We start from the raw sequence: 13771 nt of genomic DNA on the forward strand, positions 1-13771 counted from the left end.
GGCGCCAAATGGGCACCGCGCGTTCTCGACCAGGTCTGAGCGGGTTTGGCAGGCTGATCGCTACGCTTGGGACATGGCAGGCAAGCGTGATGTGGAGAGCGACCGGCTGGCCGTACTAGCCGGCGAGGCATCGGCAGAGGCGGCGATCCAGGCTGCCGCCATGGCGCCAGAGCTCGAACAGTCGCTGAACGTCCCGCCGGACCTGACCGCAGCGGCCTTCTTCGACGTGGACAACACGATGATGATGGGCGCGTCGATCTTCCACTTCGCCCGAGGCCTGGCCGCGCGCAAGTACTTCTCCACGTCAGACCTCGCAGGCTTCGTCTGGCAGCAACTGAAGTTCCGGGTAGGCGGCCGCGAGGACCCGGAGTCCGTCAAGGCCTCCCGCGAACAGGCCCTGTCGTTCGTCTCGGGCCGCACCGTCGCAGAACTCGTCTCGCTGGGCGAGGAGATCTACGACGAACTGATGGCCGACCGCATCTGGAAGGGCACCCAGGCCCTGGCCCAAATGCACCTGGACGCAGGCCAGCGCGTCTGGCTGGTCACCGCCACCCCGGTAGAACTGGCCCAGATCATCGCCCGCCGCCTGGGCCTGACCGGCGCACTGGGCACAGTCTCGGAATCGGAGAACGGCATCTACACCGGCCGCCTGGTAGGCGACCTCCTGCACGGCAAGGCCAAGGCCCAAGCAGTCCGCTCACTGGCCGCCAAGGAAGGCCTAGACCTCCGCCGCTGCACCGCGTACTCGGACTCGTCGAACGACGTCCCAATGCTCTCCGTAGTGGGCACCGCAGTAGCGGTAAACCCAGACTCACAACTCCGCGAGGTCTCCCGCCGCAAGGGCTGGGAAATCCGCGACTTCCGCACGGGCCGCAAGGCAGCAAAGATCGGCGTCCCGTCAGTACTGGGCGCAGGCGCCCTAGTCGGAGCCGTGGCAGCCACAATGGCCTACCGACGCCGAGTGAAGTAGCAGGCGACCAAGGTCTTTCGTCTTTGTCTTTCGCAGGCGCTCCAGGCGGTGGGGTCCCATCACGAGTCGCGCCATAGCTCTTGCTGCATCAGAGAAGGGGTGTCAAACCGCCACGCTTTTCGGCGGTTTGACACCCCTTCTCTGATGTGGCCCGCTCTTGGTGTGACTCGTGATGGGACCCCACCGCCAACGCAACCAAACTAAGCAACCTGCGGCCGCCCAACGCAACAGGCGTGCCATCTACCCGCTCGTGGCGTGGGCCCCCTGATCAGATTGCCGGGGTCTGGGGCAGAGCCCCAGGGGAAGCACGCAAGGCGACAGCCGCCCGCAAGGTGACCACCCGCAGAGCCAGCGGATCGCAAGGTCAGTCAGCAAGCAACCCAAGCCCTCGCCACCCCCGCTCCCCCTCAGCAGTGAGCAAAACCGCCCGAGACGTACCAATCCGCCGAACCCACCCCCGAGCAAAGAACTCCCCACACAAAAACGCCCCACCACCCCCACCCAAATGCGGCACCCGCTCAGTCCAATCCAGACAGGCCCGGCTGACCACCCGCTTACCCGCCACAAACCCGAGTTCCTTCAGCCAGACCATCCCCGGTTCAGTGATAGCGAGTTCTCCGCTGACCACCCCCAGTTCCAGCAGCCCGGACTTCAACGCAACACCAAGCCGCCCAGCAAGATGGTCGTAACAGGTACGACCACGAGCCATGGCCTCGGAGACGGCAGCCGAGCGCAGCGATCTGGGCCCAGGCTCAGGCCCGGCAAACGCAGCCATCGCCTCCAACAACTCGGCAACCTGCGGCCCAGCCAAAGCGACATACCGATGCCGCCCCTGCCGATGCTCGACCAACACCCCACCCTCGACGAGCCGCGTCAGATGCTCACTGGCAGTAGACGCAGCCACCCCGGCATGCGAAGCCAGTTCCCGCGCCGTCCAAGCCCGCCCGTCGAGCAGGGCACCACAGATAGCGGCACGGGTGGAGTCGGCAAGCAGTCCGGCGACCTGGGCGAGTGCTTCCACTCGACCATTCTGCGACCACAACACTTCGGCCGGCACCGAACCGTCCGGCCCCTACCGTCATCGCCATGAGCGAAGAGCTGCTGAACCTCCCGGTCCCCGCAGTCCCGCCAGGAGAAAGCGGCATGGCCTGGCTCAGGTCGTCCGTGGCCAGGTTCAGCACCGGCCCGGCCCACACCCGCAGACGCGCTCTGACGACCCGCCTCCTGGCAGGAGTGCAGGCCACCACCCTGGACGACCTGGCGACAGCCCTCGGCCTGCCGGGCTCGCTCGACGACATCGCCACGATCGCCCAGAGCTACCACCCCCACCAACCAACGACGGCAGCATCCGACGCAGCGGTAGAACGCCTGACAGCCACACACGACGAGGAGACGGCAGCACGGATCGGCCTACTGGTCCAGGCCTGGGCGGCCACGAACGCCCTCGCAGAACACCTGCGCACCGGCAACCAGGCGCCGCCGGTCCCGATCACCCGCAGACAAAGTTCGCAGGGCATCGTCGAGGTCAGCCTCGAAAACCACCCCTTCGGCCACGGCCCCCACGCCTGCCCAGGCCGAGCCCTAGCCACGCAGATCGCGAAGAACATGGCGTTCAAGGCCATGCACCACCAGGACGACCCGCTGCTCCTCCCCAACGCCTGGGACTACTCGTCAGCCGCAGCCCTGCACCAGGCGGGGTTCACCGCGATCGGCACGACGAGCCTCGGCGTGGCCGCCGCCCACGGCATCCCGGACGGCATGGGCCTGGCCGGTGACCAGGCCGTCGTTCTGGCGAGGCTGCTGAGCACCCTGCCGTGCCCGGTCACCGCGGACCTGGAGTCGGGCTTCGGCAAGCCACCGCACGAGGTGGCCGAGTTGGTCGCCGGTCTCGGCGTCGCGGGTGTGAACCTGGAGGACGGCCGCCCGCACGGCCTGGCGACCCCGGCGGAGCAGGCCGAACTCATCACCGCCGTCAAGGAACGTGCCCCCGGCGTCTTCCTCAACGCCCGGATCGACACCCACTGGCTGGGCATGGCACACGAGGAAACCGAGTCCAGAGCCCGCCGCTACGTCGACGCCGGCGCGGACGGGATCTTCGTCGCGGGCCTGACCGACCCGCACGAGATCGAGAAACTCGCGAACCTCGCTCCGCTGAACGTCCTGGCCCAGCACCGCACCCCGAGAGAACTCGGTGACCTGGGCGTGCGCAGGATCAGCACCGGATCACTGCTGTTCAGGGCAGCCCTGCACCACACCGTCGCGACGGCGCGAGCGGTGCGCGACGGTGGCACGGCACCGGCGTTCGGCTACGACGAGGTGCAGGCGATGATCAGCCGAGGAACACGTTCCGACGCTGGGTGAGCAGCCGGTACAGCGTCTGCTGGATCGTCTCGCGCACCTGGTCGGTCAGGTTGAACACGAGCATCGGGTCCTCGGCCGCGTTCTCGCCGAACACGTCGGTGCGGATCGGCTCACCGAACTCGATGTACCACTTCGAGGGCAGCGGGATGGCGCCCAGCGGCCCGAACAGCGGGAAGAACGGCGTCACCGGGAAGTACGGGAAACCCAGCAACCGGGCGAGCGTCTTGATGTCGCCGATCATCGGGTAGATCTCCTCGGCCCCGACGATCGACACGGGGATGATCGGCACGCCGGTCTTCAGCGCCGCCGACACGAAGCCGCCACGGCCGAAGCGCTGCAGCTTGTAGCGGTCCTTGAACGGCTTGCCGATGCCCTTGAAGCCCTCTGGCCACACGCCGACGAGCTCGCCGGACGACAGCAGCCGCTCGGCGTCCGCGTTGCAGGCGAGCGTCTGACCGCCCTTGCGCGCGAGCGCACCCAGCACCGGCGTGCGGAACACCAGGTCGGCCCCGAGCCCGCGCAACGGCCGGTGCGCGGGGTGTTCGGACGCGATGCCGTACGCCGTCATCAGGGCGTCGAGCGGCACCGTGCCGGAGTGGTTCGCCACGATCAGCGCGCCACCGGCCATCGGGATGTTGTTCAGGCCGATGGTCTCGACCCGGAACCACTTCTCGTACAACGGCTTCAGCGGCGGCATCAGCACGTTCTCGGTGAGGTCGCGGTCGAAGCCGAACTCGTCGATCTGGTAGTCGCCCGCGATCCGCCGGCGCGCGAACGACAGGAGGTCGGTCAGCCTGCGTTCCCAGTCCGGTGTCGCGGACTGCTGCTGCTCCGGTTCGGGAACGACCTCGACGTGGCGCGATCTGCGCGCGGCGTCGCGTTCCGGGTCGTGCAGCGGGATAACGCGTGCTCCTGCCACTGCGTTCATCTCCTCATTACAAAGATCAGCGGAATCGAGCGGCCGCGTCGAGGATGGTCCGCTCTGCGGCATCGACCGTCTCCGGATCGATGAGCGGCTTCAGACCTCGGCCGTTCACGTAGTCGTCGAACGCCTGCTGGGTGGTCCACCGCGGCGTGAACCCGAACTCCTTGCGCAGCAGGGTGGTGTCGACCACGCGCCCCCAGTTGAGGAACCTCATCTGGTCGGGCGAGAAGTCGACGAGCCGGGCGCTCCGGAAGAAGCCTCCGACGGTGGGCACGGCGGCACTGGGCACCGGCAGGTTCAGCCTGCCTGCCCGCCGGATCGCCTGCGACAGCAGCAGCACGCCGTCGCCGCCCACGTTGTAGACACCAGGCAGGTCGTGCAGCGTCGCGCGTTCCAGGACCGCCAGGGCGTCCTCGGAGTGCAGCAGCTGCACACGAGCGTCGTAGCCCAGGACGGTGGGCACGACCGGTAGGGCGAAATAGCGCGTCAGCACCGTGTCGATGCGCGGGCCGATGAAGTTCGTGAAGCGCAGCGTCGTGACGTCGACGTCCGGCCGGCGGCGGCTGAACCCGCGCACGTACCCCTCGACCTCGACCGCGTCCTTGGCGTAGCCGGACGACGGCAGGTCCTTGGGGCCCATGTCCTCGGTGAACACCGCCGGGTCGCGGCTGCTGGACCCGTAGACGGCGCTGGTGGACTTCACGACGAGCTTCCGCACGTTGGGCGACTTCTGGCACGCGGCCAGCAGCTGCATGGTGCCGATGACGTTCATCTCCTTCATCACCGTGCGGCCGGTGGGCCCGGCCGGGCTCGCGGTGACGGAGGCGTGGACGACCGTGTCCACGTTCGCGGTGGAGATGACCTTGCTGATCAGCGGGTTGCGGATGTCGGCCCGCACGAACTCCGCCCGGCCCATGCGGCGCAGCAGGTCGCGTGGCGGCGGTTCGGTGTCCACACCGAGCACGCGCTCGATGTCCGGGTTCGCGGCGAAGCGCGCGGCGAGGTGGCCGCCGAGGAAGCGGCTGACTCCGGTGACGAGGACGACCTTGGGCGTCATGCGACTCCAAGCACGAAGGGCGTGGCGATTGGTCGATGCTACAGACCGATTCGAGAACCGCACGGGGCCGGAACGCCGTCTTGACGCAGGTCACGCAGGCTTTACGGGCTAATCACCCGAACGGCGGCGACCGATCCCGTGTTTCCCGTCGTTCGTCTCAGTGGGTGATACCCGTACCTGCGCAAGCACCCTTGCGGGTACCACCTGAGGGGTCCGGAAACGCAACCGCCGCCGGTCTCCTCACGGAGGCCGGCGGCGGCAGAGCGCATGCGGGCTTACTTGCCGCGCTTCCTGCGCTGGACCCTGGTCTTGCGCAGCAGCTTGCGGTGCTTCTTCTTCGACATGCGCTTGCGGCGCTTCTTGATGACCGAGCCCATGCGGGTTCCTTAGCTCTAGACGTTGCTTTGACTGGCGCGCCCCAGCCTTGGCCGTGTCAAGCACGGCGCGCCGGTAAGCACGATCGGCCTACCAGTCTACCCGGCGGGGTTCGCCAGCCTTCAGCCAGCGTCGAAGTACGCGTTCTCCAGGTAGGCGTGCACCGCTTTTTCGGGCACCCGGAACGACTTGCCGACCCGCACAGCGGGCAGCTCACCGGAGTGCACCAGGCGGTACACGGTCATCTTGGAGACCCGCATCATCGAGGCCACTTCAGCCACCGTCAGGAACTGCACCTGAGCGAGGCCTGTTCGTTCGTTCTCCTTCGCAGGCATACATCACCGCATCCTTCGACACGTGTCGTGCCGTCGGTCTTCCCCACCGACGGTTCGACACGCACGTGCTGCCCTGAGAGTAGCGGGACTGGTGTGACTCCTGCGACGTCCAAAGTGGGGATGCCCCCTCACTTGACTCAGTCCTCGTGCTGACGGCCCAGTTCGACGGAGCGGTCGCGGGCGCTCTCGATGGCCGCGAGCAGGGCCGCACGGACGCCGTGCTTCTCCAGCTCGCGGATCGCCATGATCGTCGTGCCGGCGGGCGAGGTGACCGCCTCACGCAGGATCACGGGGTGGCTCGAGCCCTCGTTGAGCATCGTCGCGGCGCCGACCGCGGACTGGATGATGAGCTGCGAGGCGAGGTCGCGCGGGATGCCGAGCAGGATGCCCGCGTCGATCATCGCCTCGACCAGGAAGAAGAAGTACGCGGGCCCGGAACCCGACAGCGCCGTCACCGCGTCCTGCTGCGACTCCGGCACCACCGCGACCTTGCCGACGGTCGACAGCAGCTCCTCGACGACCTCGAGGTGCTCCGGCGTGGCGTTGGAGCCCCCTGAGACGGCGCTCATGGCCTCACCGACGACCATCGGGGTGTTCGGCATGACCCGCACGACCGGGGTGCCCGCGGGCAGCCTGCGCTCGTACAGGGCCGTCGGCAGGCCGGCGCACAACGAGACGATCAGCGTGCCGTCCCGCAGCACCGGCGCGAGCTCGGTGAGCAACGGCTCGATGTCCTGCGGCTTGACCGCCACGACCAGCACGTCGGCCTTCGCCGCCGCGCCCGCGACCGTGACGGCCTCGAACCCGTACTGCTCGGTCAGTGCCTTGGCGCGGGAATCGTGCTTCTCCGTGAACATCAGATCCGCAGCCGGACGACCGCCCTGCAGCAGCCCGGACAGCAGTGCCTCACCGATCTTGCCCGCGCCGAGCACCGCGATCTTCGTCATCGGTCAAGTCTCACACAGCGGGTGTCAACGCCAGCTGTCGTGCCTGGCACACCAGTCGCCCGGCCGAGTCGATCACCGTGGCGTCCTCGTCGAACCACTGGCCGTGCACCGCCTGGCAGGTGACGTGGATGCGCAGCCAGCCGGGCGCCGGCCGGGCCCGCAGCAACGCCGTCAGCTGCACCGTCGGCGACCAGCCGAACCGGCCGAGGTTGAACGTCACGGGCATCGACAGGTCCCCCGCGAGCAGCGCGAAGTACGGGTCGGGCTGTTCGTCGGTGGGCCGCGCCCAGAGCTTGAGCGTCAGCGGCCCGTCCGTGCGCCGGTCGAGGAACGTCGCCGACTCGCGGTCCACCCGCAGGTCGCACAGGGCGCCCACCCGGTAGATCCCGCCGGTCGGGAACGTCGCCATCTCCACCGACCCCGGCGGAGGCGCAGCTGGCATCGACGGCAGGTTCACGTAGTCGGCCCGGTGCTCGGGGATCCGCCCCGTGGTCACCGACGCCTCGACGCACACCTGGCCGCGCTGCTCCAGCGTCACCGCGACGACCGTGGCCGTCCGCCCCGCCTTGCGCACGTCGGTGCGGACCAGCACGGGCCCCACCTCCGGCGCACGCAGGAACTGCGCGGACACGGCCAACGGATCACCGTCGGCGATCTGAGCGGCCGCACGGGTCATCACCGCGAGAAGAAAACCACCGTGGGGCTTGGGCCCGACGGTCCACTCGGCGGGCAGGGACGCGGTGAAGGTTCCGTCACCGAGCGACCGCACCGCACTGGACTTCGAGAAGGTCATGAGCGGCTGGCCAGCGACCGCAGGAAAAAGGTCACGTTGGCAGGCCGTTCTGCAAGTCGCCGCATGAGATATCCGTACCACTGCTCGCCGTAGGGGACATAAACGCGAGTGCCGAGACGCCGCTGCTCCTCGGGCCGGATGCCGTACAGCATCTGGTACTCGAAGTCAGTTTTGTCATACCAGCGGGCTCGTTCGCCAATGATTTCGATCAGCCGGGGGTCGTGCGTGGCGAACATGGGGTAGCCCTCTCCAGCGAGGAGAACGTTCAGGCACCGCACGTAGTTCACATCAACCTCGGATGGATCCTGAATCGCAACCTCGGGAGGCTCCGCGTAAGCCCCCTTGACCAGCCGAACCCTGCTCCCGGGCCCCGCGAGCCGCTTGCAGTCGTCCAGCGTCCGGTGCAGGTACGTCTGCAGCACTGCCCCGACCCAGGGCCAGCTCCGCCGCAGCTCGTCCAGGACCCGCAACGTGGAATCCGTGGTGGTGTGGTCCTCCATGTCGAGCGTGACCGTCGTCCCGCACTGCTCGGCGGCGGCACAGATCCGGGAGGCATTCGTCAGGGCGAGCGACTCGTCGAGCGACTGTCCGACCGCCGACAACTTGACGCTCACCTCTGCGTTCTCGGCCAGCCCCGCGGCGTGCAGCGCGTCGAGCAACTCCAGGTACGCCTGAACGGTCTTCTCGGCCTGGGCCTTGTCCGTCGTGTCCTCGCCGAGGTAGTCCAGCGTCACCGGCAGACCGAGGCCTCGCACGACCTCGACCGCGTCGGCCGTCGTCTCACCCGCGACGAACCGCTTGACGACATCACGGCTGATGGGCGCGTTGGCGACCAGATGGCGGACCGTCTCGTTGCGAGACGCGGCCATGATCAACGCTCGCAGCGGGTTCACACCCCGAACCCTAACCCGGAGGCGTCACGACGGTGCCGAACGACCCTGGCCTGTCAGCGAGAAAGCCCAGGCCGGGCCTTCCCCGCCTCACCCTCGGAAGCCCAGTCCAGGTGCAGCCGGGCGAACAACAGGGACTCGGCCAGCATCTCCCGCCGAGCCGCCGGAGACCCGGCCCGCCGGGTGTTGACCTCCAGCACGACCTGCCCGTCGAACCCGCCCCGGGCCAGCATCTCGCACAACTCCGCACAGGGCTGAGTCCCCCGGCCGGGCACCATGTGCTCGTCCTTCGGCGCCCCGGACCCGTCGGCGAGGTGGATGTGCCGCAGCCCGTCCCCCATCCGCTTGGCCAGCTCCAGGGCGTCCATGTGCGCCGCGGCCGAGTGCGACAGGTCGAGCGTGTAGTTGGCGTGCCCGACGTCAGTCGGGTCGACGGAAGGCTTGAACGCGTTCATCTCGACCGAGCGACCACGTCCGAGTGGCCGCTTGACCGGGAACATGTTCTCGACCGCGATGGCGATCCCGCTCGAGTCCTCCAGCGACGACACCAGCTCGGCGAACCCGTCCGCGTACTTGCGCTGCCACCGGAACGGCGGGTGCAGCACGACGGTCGACGCCCCCAGGTCCCCGGCGGCCTCCACCGCGCGCCGCAGCCGCTCGGACGGGTCCGGCGACCACACGCGCTGCGAGATCAGCAGGCAGGGCGCGTGCACGGCCAGCACCGGCACGCCCCACCGCGACGACAGCCGGTCGACGGCGCGGATGTCCTGCGACACCGGGTCGGCCCAGACCATCAGCTCGACGCCGTCGTAGCCCAGTTCGGACGCGATCTCGAACGCCGCTCCGGCGGGCTGCGGGTAGACCGACGCCGTGGAAAGCCCGACCGGGATGCGGGAGGTCAACTCTTCACCAGCAGCATCGCCGCTGGTGAGACGGTCACGATGAGGCCCACGAGCACGGCCAGGACGGTGGTCTGCAGATCGTCCGCGCGGCGGATCTTTCGCACCAGCAACACCAGACCCACGGTAACCGCCAGGGCCACCACGAGTGCGGCGGCGGGTACCGAGCGCCACAGGTAGTTGAACGCGAGCCACAGGCCCGCGCCGCCGAGCACGCCCACGGCGAGCTGGCCGATCATGATCAGCCATTCCTTGCCAGCGGAGCGGGGTTCGGCGTCCGCTTCCTCCTCGACCTCGGCGGCGTCGTCGAGACCCGCGGGACCGTCGTCCTCGTCTTCTTCCTCGTCGTCGTCCGCGAGGTAGTCGTCCTCGGCGCGGTAGGCGGCGTACTCCTGCGAGTCGTCGTCCACGTACGGGCCGGGGTGCGCTGCGGTCGACTCCATCGGCGGCATCGACAGATCGGTCTTGGCCTGCGGGTCGTCGTCGCCGAACCAGGCGTCGGGCACGTTGCCCGGCAGCGGCTCGGGCAGCCTCGGCGGCGCGGGCGGCACGATCAGCACGGACTCGGTCTCGAGCGCGGCGATCTTGTCGACCGGCGCCTTCGCCGGGATGCGCGGCAGTTGCTCGGTCATCGCCTCGCGCGGCGGGCCCGGGACCGGCATCTGCACCGACGGGGGCACCGGCTTCGGCGGCCGGGTGATGTTCGTGCGCGACGGCGTGGCGGCCTGCGGGTCGAGCCTCGCCTCCAGGCGGCCGGGCACGTCGGGGCGCGGCATGCCGGAGTTCGACGGCTGGTCGCGGACCTGCGGCACCTGCCGGGTCTGCTCGGCGGCCGCGGGAGGCGGCGGCACGGGCGCGACCGGCTTGGCGGCGGGTGGCGGTGCGGGCTTCGGCGGCGCGGGTCTGCGGACCTGCGGCGGACCGGCCGGCGGCACCGGCAGCTGCTGCGACGGCTGCGGCTTCGGGGGCTGCTGCTTCGGGGGCGCCACCTGCGGCTTCGGCTGGTACGCCGTGCGCTCGGCGGCAGGCGGCGGTGCGGCCTGCGGTTCGGGGGCGGCGCGACGACCCGGCTGCGGTGCGTCGTCGTCGCGGATCGCCATCAGGCGGCCGCTGTCGGACAGCACCCGCTCGATGATCGTCTGGGGCGCGGTCTCCGGCTGCTGGACCTCGTCCTCTTCGTCGGCAGCCCGGCGGCGTCGCCGACGTGGCGCACTCTCTGCGCTGCCGCCGTACTGGGCGAGCAGCTCAGCGACAGTGCGCTGCGTCTGGTCCGATCCGCTCTCTCGACTCATCAACTCCACCGTGCCCCGGTCTGGCCAGTCCGTCCAGTATCGCTCTGGTCCGTCCCGTCAGTGTGGTCCAGCCGTCGGAGGATGACACCCTCCCGGAGCGCCCAGGGGCAAATCTCCAGCTGGGTGAGTGACAGGGCTCGCATTGTGGCCTCCGCGACCAGTGCGCCCGCGACGAGCTGGTGGGCGCGAGAAGTGCTCACGCCTTCCAGTTCGGCGAGGTCACTGGCCGACATCCGGGAAATGAACGCGATCAGCTGCCGCAGGCCCGCGTCGGTGAGCACGCGTCGTGCCCTGGGCCCGGCAGACGATGGCGCGGCCCCGGTGAGCCGCGCCAGCGTTCGGAAAGTTTTTGAGGTCGCAACCACTCGATCGGGTTCACCCGCGCGTTTCAGCTTCCGCGCCACGGGCGCGAGCTGCTCGGCGAGCCAGTCGGTGGTCTCGCGGACCTCCGAACGCCGGGGCGGGTCCTTGTGGAACCGGGTCCTGGTGAGCCTTCCCGCGCCGAGCGGCACGGAGAAGGCCAGGTCCGGGTTCTCGTCCCGGCCGATGGCGAGCTCCAGTGAGCCGCCGCCGATGTCGAGGCTGAGCAACTTGCCCGCGGACCAGCCGTACCAGCGACGGACCGCGAGGAAGGTGAACTTCGCCTCGTCCTCACCGGACAGGACCTTCAGCTCGACCCCGGTCTCGGTGCGCACCCGGTCGAGCACCTCCGCCGAGTTGCCCGCCTCGCGCACCGCCGAGGTCGCGAACGCCATCAGGTCTTCGCAGCCCGACTTCTTGGCCGACGCCTTGGCGGCGGCGACGGCACGAACGAGCTGGTCAGCACCCGTTTTGCGGAGCTGACCCTTGTCGTCGAGCTGCTCGGCGAGACGAAGGATCGTCTTCTCGGACGTCATCGGGATGGGGTGGGCACCACGATGCGCGTCCACCACAAGTAGGTGGACGGTGTTGGAACCCACGTCGAGAACGCCCAGGCGCACGCCGGAAACGGTACCTGGTCGTGTCCGTCAGGACTCGAACTTGTAACCCAGACCCCTCACGGTCACCAGGTGCCGCGGGGCGGACGGGTCGGGTTCGATCTTCGAACGCAACCGCTTGACGTGCACGTCCAGCGTCTTCGTGTCGCCCACGTAGTCCGCTCCCCACACGCGGTCGATCAGCTGGCCCCTGGTGAGGACGCGGCCGACGTTGCGCAGCAGGTACTCGAGCAGGTCGAACTCCTTGAGCGGCAGGCTGATGTCCTGGCCCGCGACGGTCACGACGTGGCGTTCCACGTCCATCCGCACCGGCCCGGCCTCGAGGATCTGCGGGAGCAGGTCCTCGGACTCGCCGCCGCGGCGCAGCACCGCGCGGATGCGGGCGATGAGCTCGCGCGCCGAGTACGGCTTTGTGACGTAGTCGTCAGCGCCGAGCTCGAGACCCACGACCTTGTCGATCTCGCTGTCGCGGGCCGTCACCATGATCACGGGGACGGCCGAGCGCTGGCGAAGCTGCTTGCACACGTCCGTGCCGCTCATGCCCGGCAGCATCAGGTCGAGCAGCACGATGTCGGCACCGTTGCGGTCGAACTCCTCGAGCGCCTCCTGGCCGGTGGCCGCGAGCGCCGCGGTGAACCCTTCCTTGCGCAGCAGGAAGGCGAGCGGATCGGCGAAGGACTCCTCGTCCTCCACGATGAGCACTCTGGTCACAGCTCTCCTCCTGGCTCACCCGTGCCGACCGGCACGAGAGTCGGATTCGGTTCGGTCGCCGCGGCCGGAAGCCGCAGCGTGAAGGTGGAACCCGTTCCTGGCAGGCTCCAGAGCTTCACCTCACCGCCGTGGTTGGCGGCGACGTGCTTGACGATCGCGAGCCCGAGGCCGGTGCCCCCGGTGGCGCGCGATCGGGCCTTGTCGACGCGGTAGAACCGCTCGAAGACGCGGATCTGCTGGTCCTCGGCGATGCCGATGCCGCGGTCGGTCACGGCGATCTCGACGTGCCCGTCGACCAGCCTCCGGCTCACGCTGACCGGACTGCCGGGAGGCGAGTACGCGACAGCGTTGTCCAGGAGGTTCGTCAGGGCCGTGACCAGCAACGACCGGTCGCCCGGCACGACGAACCCGCTCGGCTCGTCGACGTTGATCGAGATGTTGACCGACTCGGCGGCGAGTTTGGACCGCGAGAGCGCCTCGTTGATCACGACGTCGATCTCGGTGTCGGCCAGCTCCGGCAGCTTCTCGGCGCCCTGCAGGCGGGACAACGCGATCAGCTCGGTGACGAGCGCGCCGAGGCGGGTGGCCTCCTGCATGATCTTCGCGCTGAACCGGCGGACCTCGTCCTGGTCGTCGCTCGCGTCCAGCACGGCCTCCGCGAGCAGCGCCAACGCGCCGACGGGGGTCTTCAGCTCGTGGCTGACGTTCGCCACGAAGTCGCGCCGCGTCTTCTCCAGCCGCACGGACTCGGACTCGTCCGTGGCGTCGACCACGATGAAGTCCTCGACGAGCTGCCGGACCTCGGCGTGCACGGCCTCCGGCTGCCGGCCGCCGCGCTGCGAGTCCAGCGGCGAGAGGTCGACGTAGACGACCTCGTTGCTGCTGCGGACCCCCTCGGCGGCCTTGCGGGCACGGTCGTCGACGCGGTTGTTGCGGACGATTCCGAGCTCTTCGGCGCGGGGGTTGTGGAGCACCACGTCACCGAAGTGGTTCAGCACCACGATGCCGTCGTGGGAGTCGTGGACGATCTGCTGGATCAGGTCACCGACCGTGAGCCCTTCCGGCTTCCGGGGGTGCCTGGGGGCGGTGAACCGGCCGACGAAGAAAGCGGCCATCGCGCCGATGAGCACGAGGCCGATCGACACAGCGAGGTAACCCGTTGTGGTCACGAGGCGAATGGTAAGCAGCTCAGAGGTGTCTTGGCCTAGTGCGGAAGCGTGAACCGTGATACCCGCGACA

15 protein-coding genes are annotated in these 13771 nt (G+C 69.0%); 2 read left to right on the forward strand and 13 right to left on the reverse strand.

Going from position 1 to position 13771, the window contains the following annotated elements:
* Positions 1 to 73: 73 nt before the first annotated feature.
* The gene (locus PV646_RS08395) at positions 74 to 970 is read left to right on the forward strand and encodes an HAD family hydrolase (protein WP_500340866.1); all 897 of its coding nucleotides are present in this window, start codon (positions 74 to 76) and stop codon (positions 968 to 970) included.
* 364 nt (positions 971 to 1334) lie between these two features.
* On the opposite strand, the gene PV646_RS08400 is transcribed toward PV646_RS08395, so the two are convergent.
* A complete protein-coding gene (locus PV646_RS08400; RefSeq protein WP_500340867.1) occupies positions 1335 to 1991 on the reverse strand; it encodes an ArsR/SmtB family transcription factor in 657 nt (218 codons plus the stop codon).
* 65 nt (positions 1992 to 2056) lie between these two features.
* On the opposite strand from PV646_RS08400, the gene PV646_RS08405 reads away from it, so the two are divergent.
* A complete protein-coding gene (locus tag PV646_RS08405; protein ID WP_500340868.1) occupies positions 2057 to 3331 on the forward strand; it encodes an isocitrate lyase/PEP mutase family protein in 1275 nt (424 codons plus the stop codon).
* Here PV646_RS08405 and PV646_RS08410 read toward each other — a convergent pair.
* The 12 genes from PV646_RS08410 to PV646_RS08465 all read right to left on the reverse strand — a co-directional run bounded on the left by PV646_RS08410 (position 3300) and on the right by PV646_RS08465 (position 13701).
* Complete coding sequence (locus tag PV646_RS08410) at positions 3300 to 4250, reverse strand: lysophospholipid acyltransferase family protein (protein ID WP_500342337.1); 951 nt, start codon at positions 4248 to 4250, stop codon at positions 3300 to 3302. The genes PV646_RS08405 and PV646_RS08410 overlap by 32 nt on opposite strands.
* 25 nt (positions 4251 to 4275) lie before the next feature.
* Positions 4276 to 5313, reverse strand: a complete 1038-nt coding sequence (locus tag PV646_RS08415) for an NAD-dependent epimerase/dehydratase family protein (RefSeq protein WP_500340869.1) — start codon at positions 5311 to 5313, stop codon at positions 4276 to 4278.
* 275 nt (positions 5314 to 5588) lie between these two features.
* The gene (locus PV646_RS08420; RefSeq protein ID WP_015105422.1) at positions 5589 to 5690 is read right to left on the reverse strand and encodes a 30S ribosomal protein bS22; all 102 of its coding nucleotides are present in this window, start codon (positions 5688 to 5690) and stop codon (positions 5589 to 5591) included.
* A 120-nt stretch (positions 5691 to 5810) separates the two neighbouring features.
* Complete coding sequence (locus tag PV646_RS08425; RefSeq protein ID WP_030477960.1) at positions 5811 to 6023, reverse strand: helix-turn-helix domain-containing protein; 213 nt, start codon at positions 6021 to 6023, stop codon at positions 5811 to 5813.
* Between the two features lie 137 nt (positions 6024 to 6160).
* Positions 6161 to 6970: a pyrroline-5-carboxylate reductase gene (gene proC / locus PV646_RS08430; protein WP_500340870.1), complete on the reverse strand. Its 810-nt coding sequence runs from the start codon at positions 6968 to 6970 to the stop codon at positions 6161 to 6163.
* A gap of 10 nt (positions 6971 to 6980) precedes the next feature.
* Complete coding sequence (locus tag PV646_RS08435) at positions 6981 to 7763, reverse strand: thioesterase family protein (protein WP_500340871.1); 783 nt, start codon at positions 7761 to 7763, stop codon at positions 6981 to 6983.
* On the reverse strand, positions 7760 to 8632 hold the full coding sequence (locus tag PV646_RS08440) for a proline dehydrogenase family protein (protein WP_500342338.1): 873 nt from the start codon (positions 8630 to 8632) through the stop codon (positions 7760 to 7762). Before PV646_RS08440 ends, PV646_RS08435 begins: the two co-directional genes overlap by 4 nt.
* Before the next feature lie 77 nt (positions 8633 to 8709).
* Positions 8710 to 9555 (reverse strand): sugar phosphate isomerase/epimerase family protein, encoded by an 846-nt coding sequence (locus tag PV646_RS08445; RefSeq protein ID WP_500340872.1) that lies wholly within the window; start codon positions 9553 to 9555, stop codon positions 8710 to 8712.
* Entirely contained in the window at positions 9552 to 10844 is a 1293-nt protein-coding gene (locus tag PV646_RS08450) for an Rv0497 family membrane protein (protein ID WP_500340873.1), read from the reverse strand. Before PV646_RS08450 ends, PV646_RS08445 begins: the two co-directional genes overlap by 4 nt.
* Positions 10844 to 11824, reverse strand: a complete 981-nt coding sequence (locus tag PV646_RS08455; protein WP_500340874.1) for a Ppx/GppA family phosphatase — start codon at positions 11822 to 11824, stop codon at positions 10844 to 10846. Before PV646_RS08455 ends, PV646_RS08450 begins: the two co-directional genes overlap by 1 nt.
* Before the next feature lie 27 nt (positions 11825 to 11851).
* Complete coding sequence (locus tag PV646_RS08460) at positions 11852 to 12532, reverse strand: response regulator (RefSeq protein ID WP_030477953.1); 681 nt, start codon at positions 12530 to 12532, stop codon at positions 11852 to 11854.
* On the reverse strand, positions 12529 to 13701 hold the full coding sequence (locus PV646_RS08465) for a sensor histidine kinase (RefSeq protein WP_500340875.1): 1173 nt from the start codon (positions 13699 to 13701) through the stop codon (positions 12529 to 12531). Before PV646_RS08465 ends, PV646_RS08460 begins: the two co-directional genes overlap by 4 nt.
* Positions 13702 to 13771: the final 70 nt, after the last annotated feature.

Source organism: Streptomyces sp. ID05-26A (genome assembly GCF_033794685.1).
Classification (GTDB): Bacteria; Actinomycetota; Actinomycetes; order Mycobacteriales; family Pseudonocardiaceae; genus Lentzea.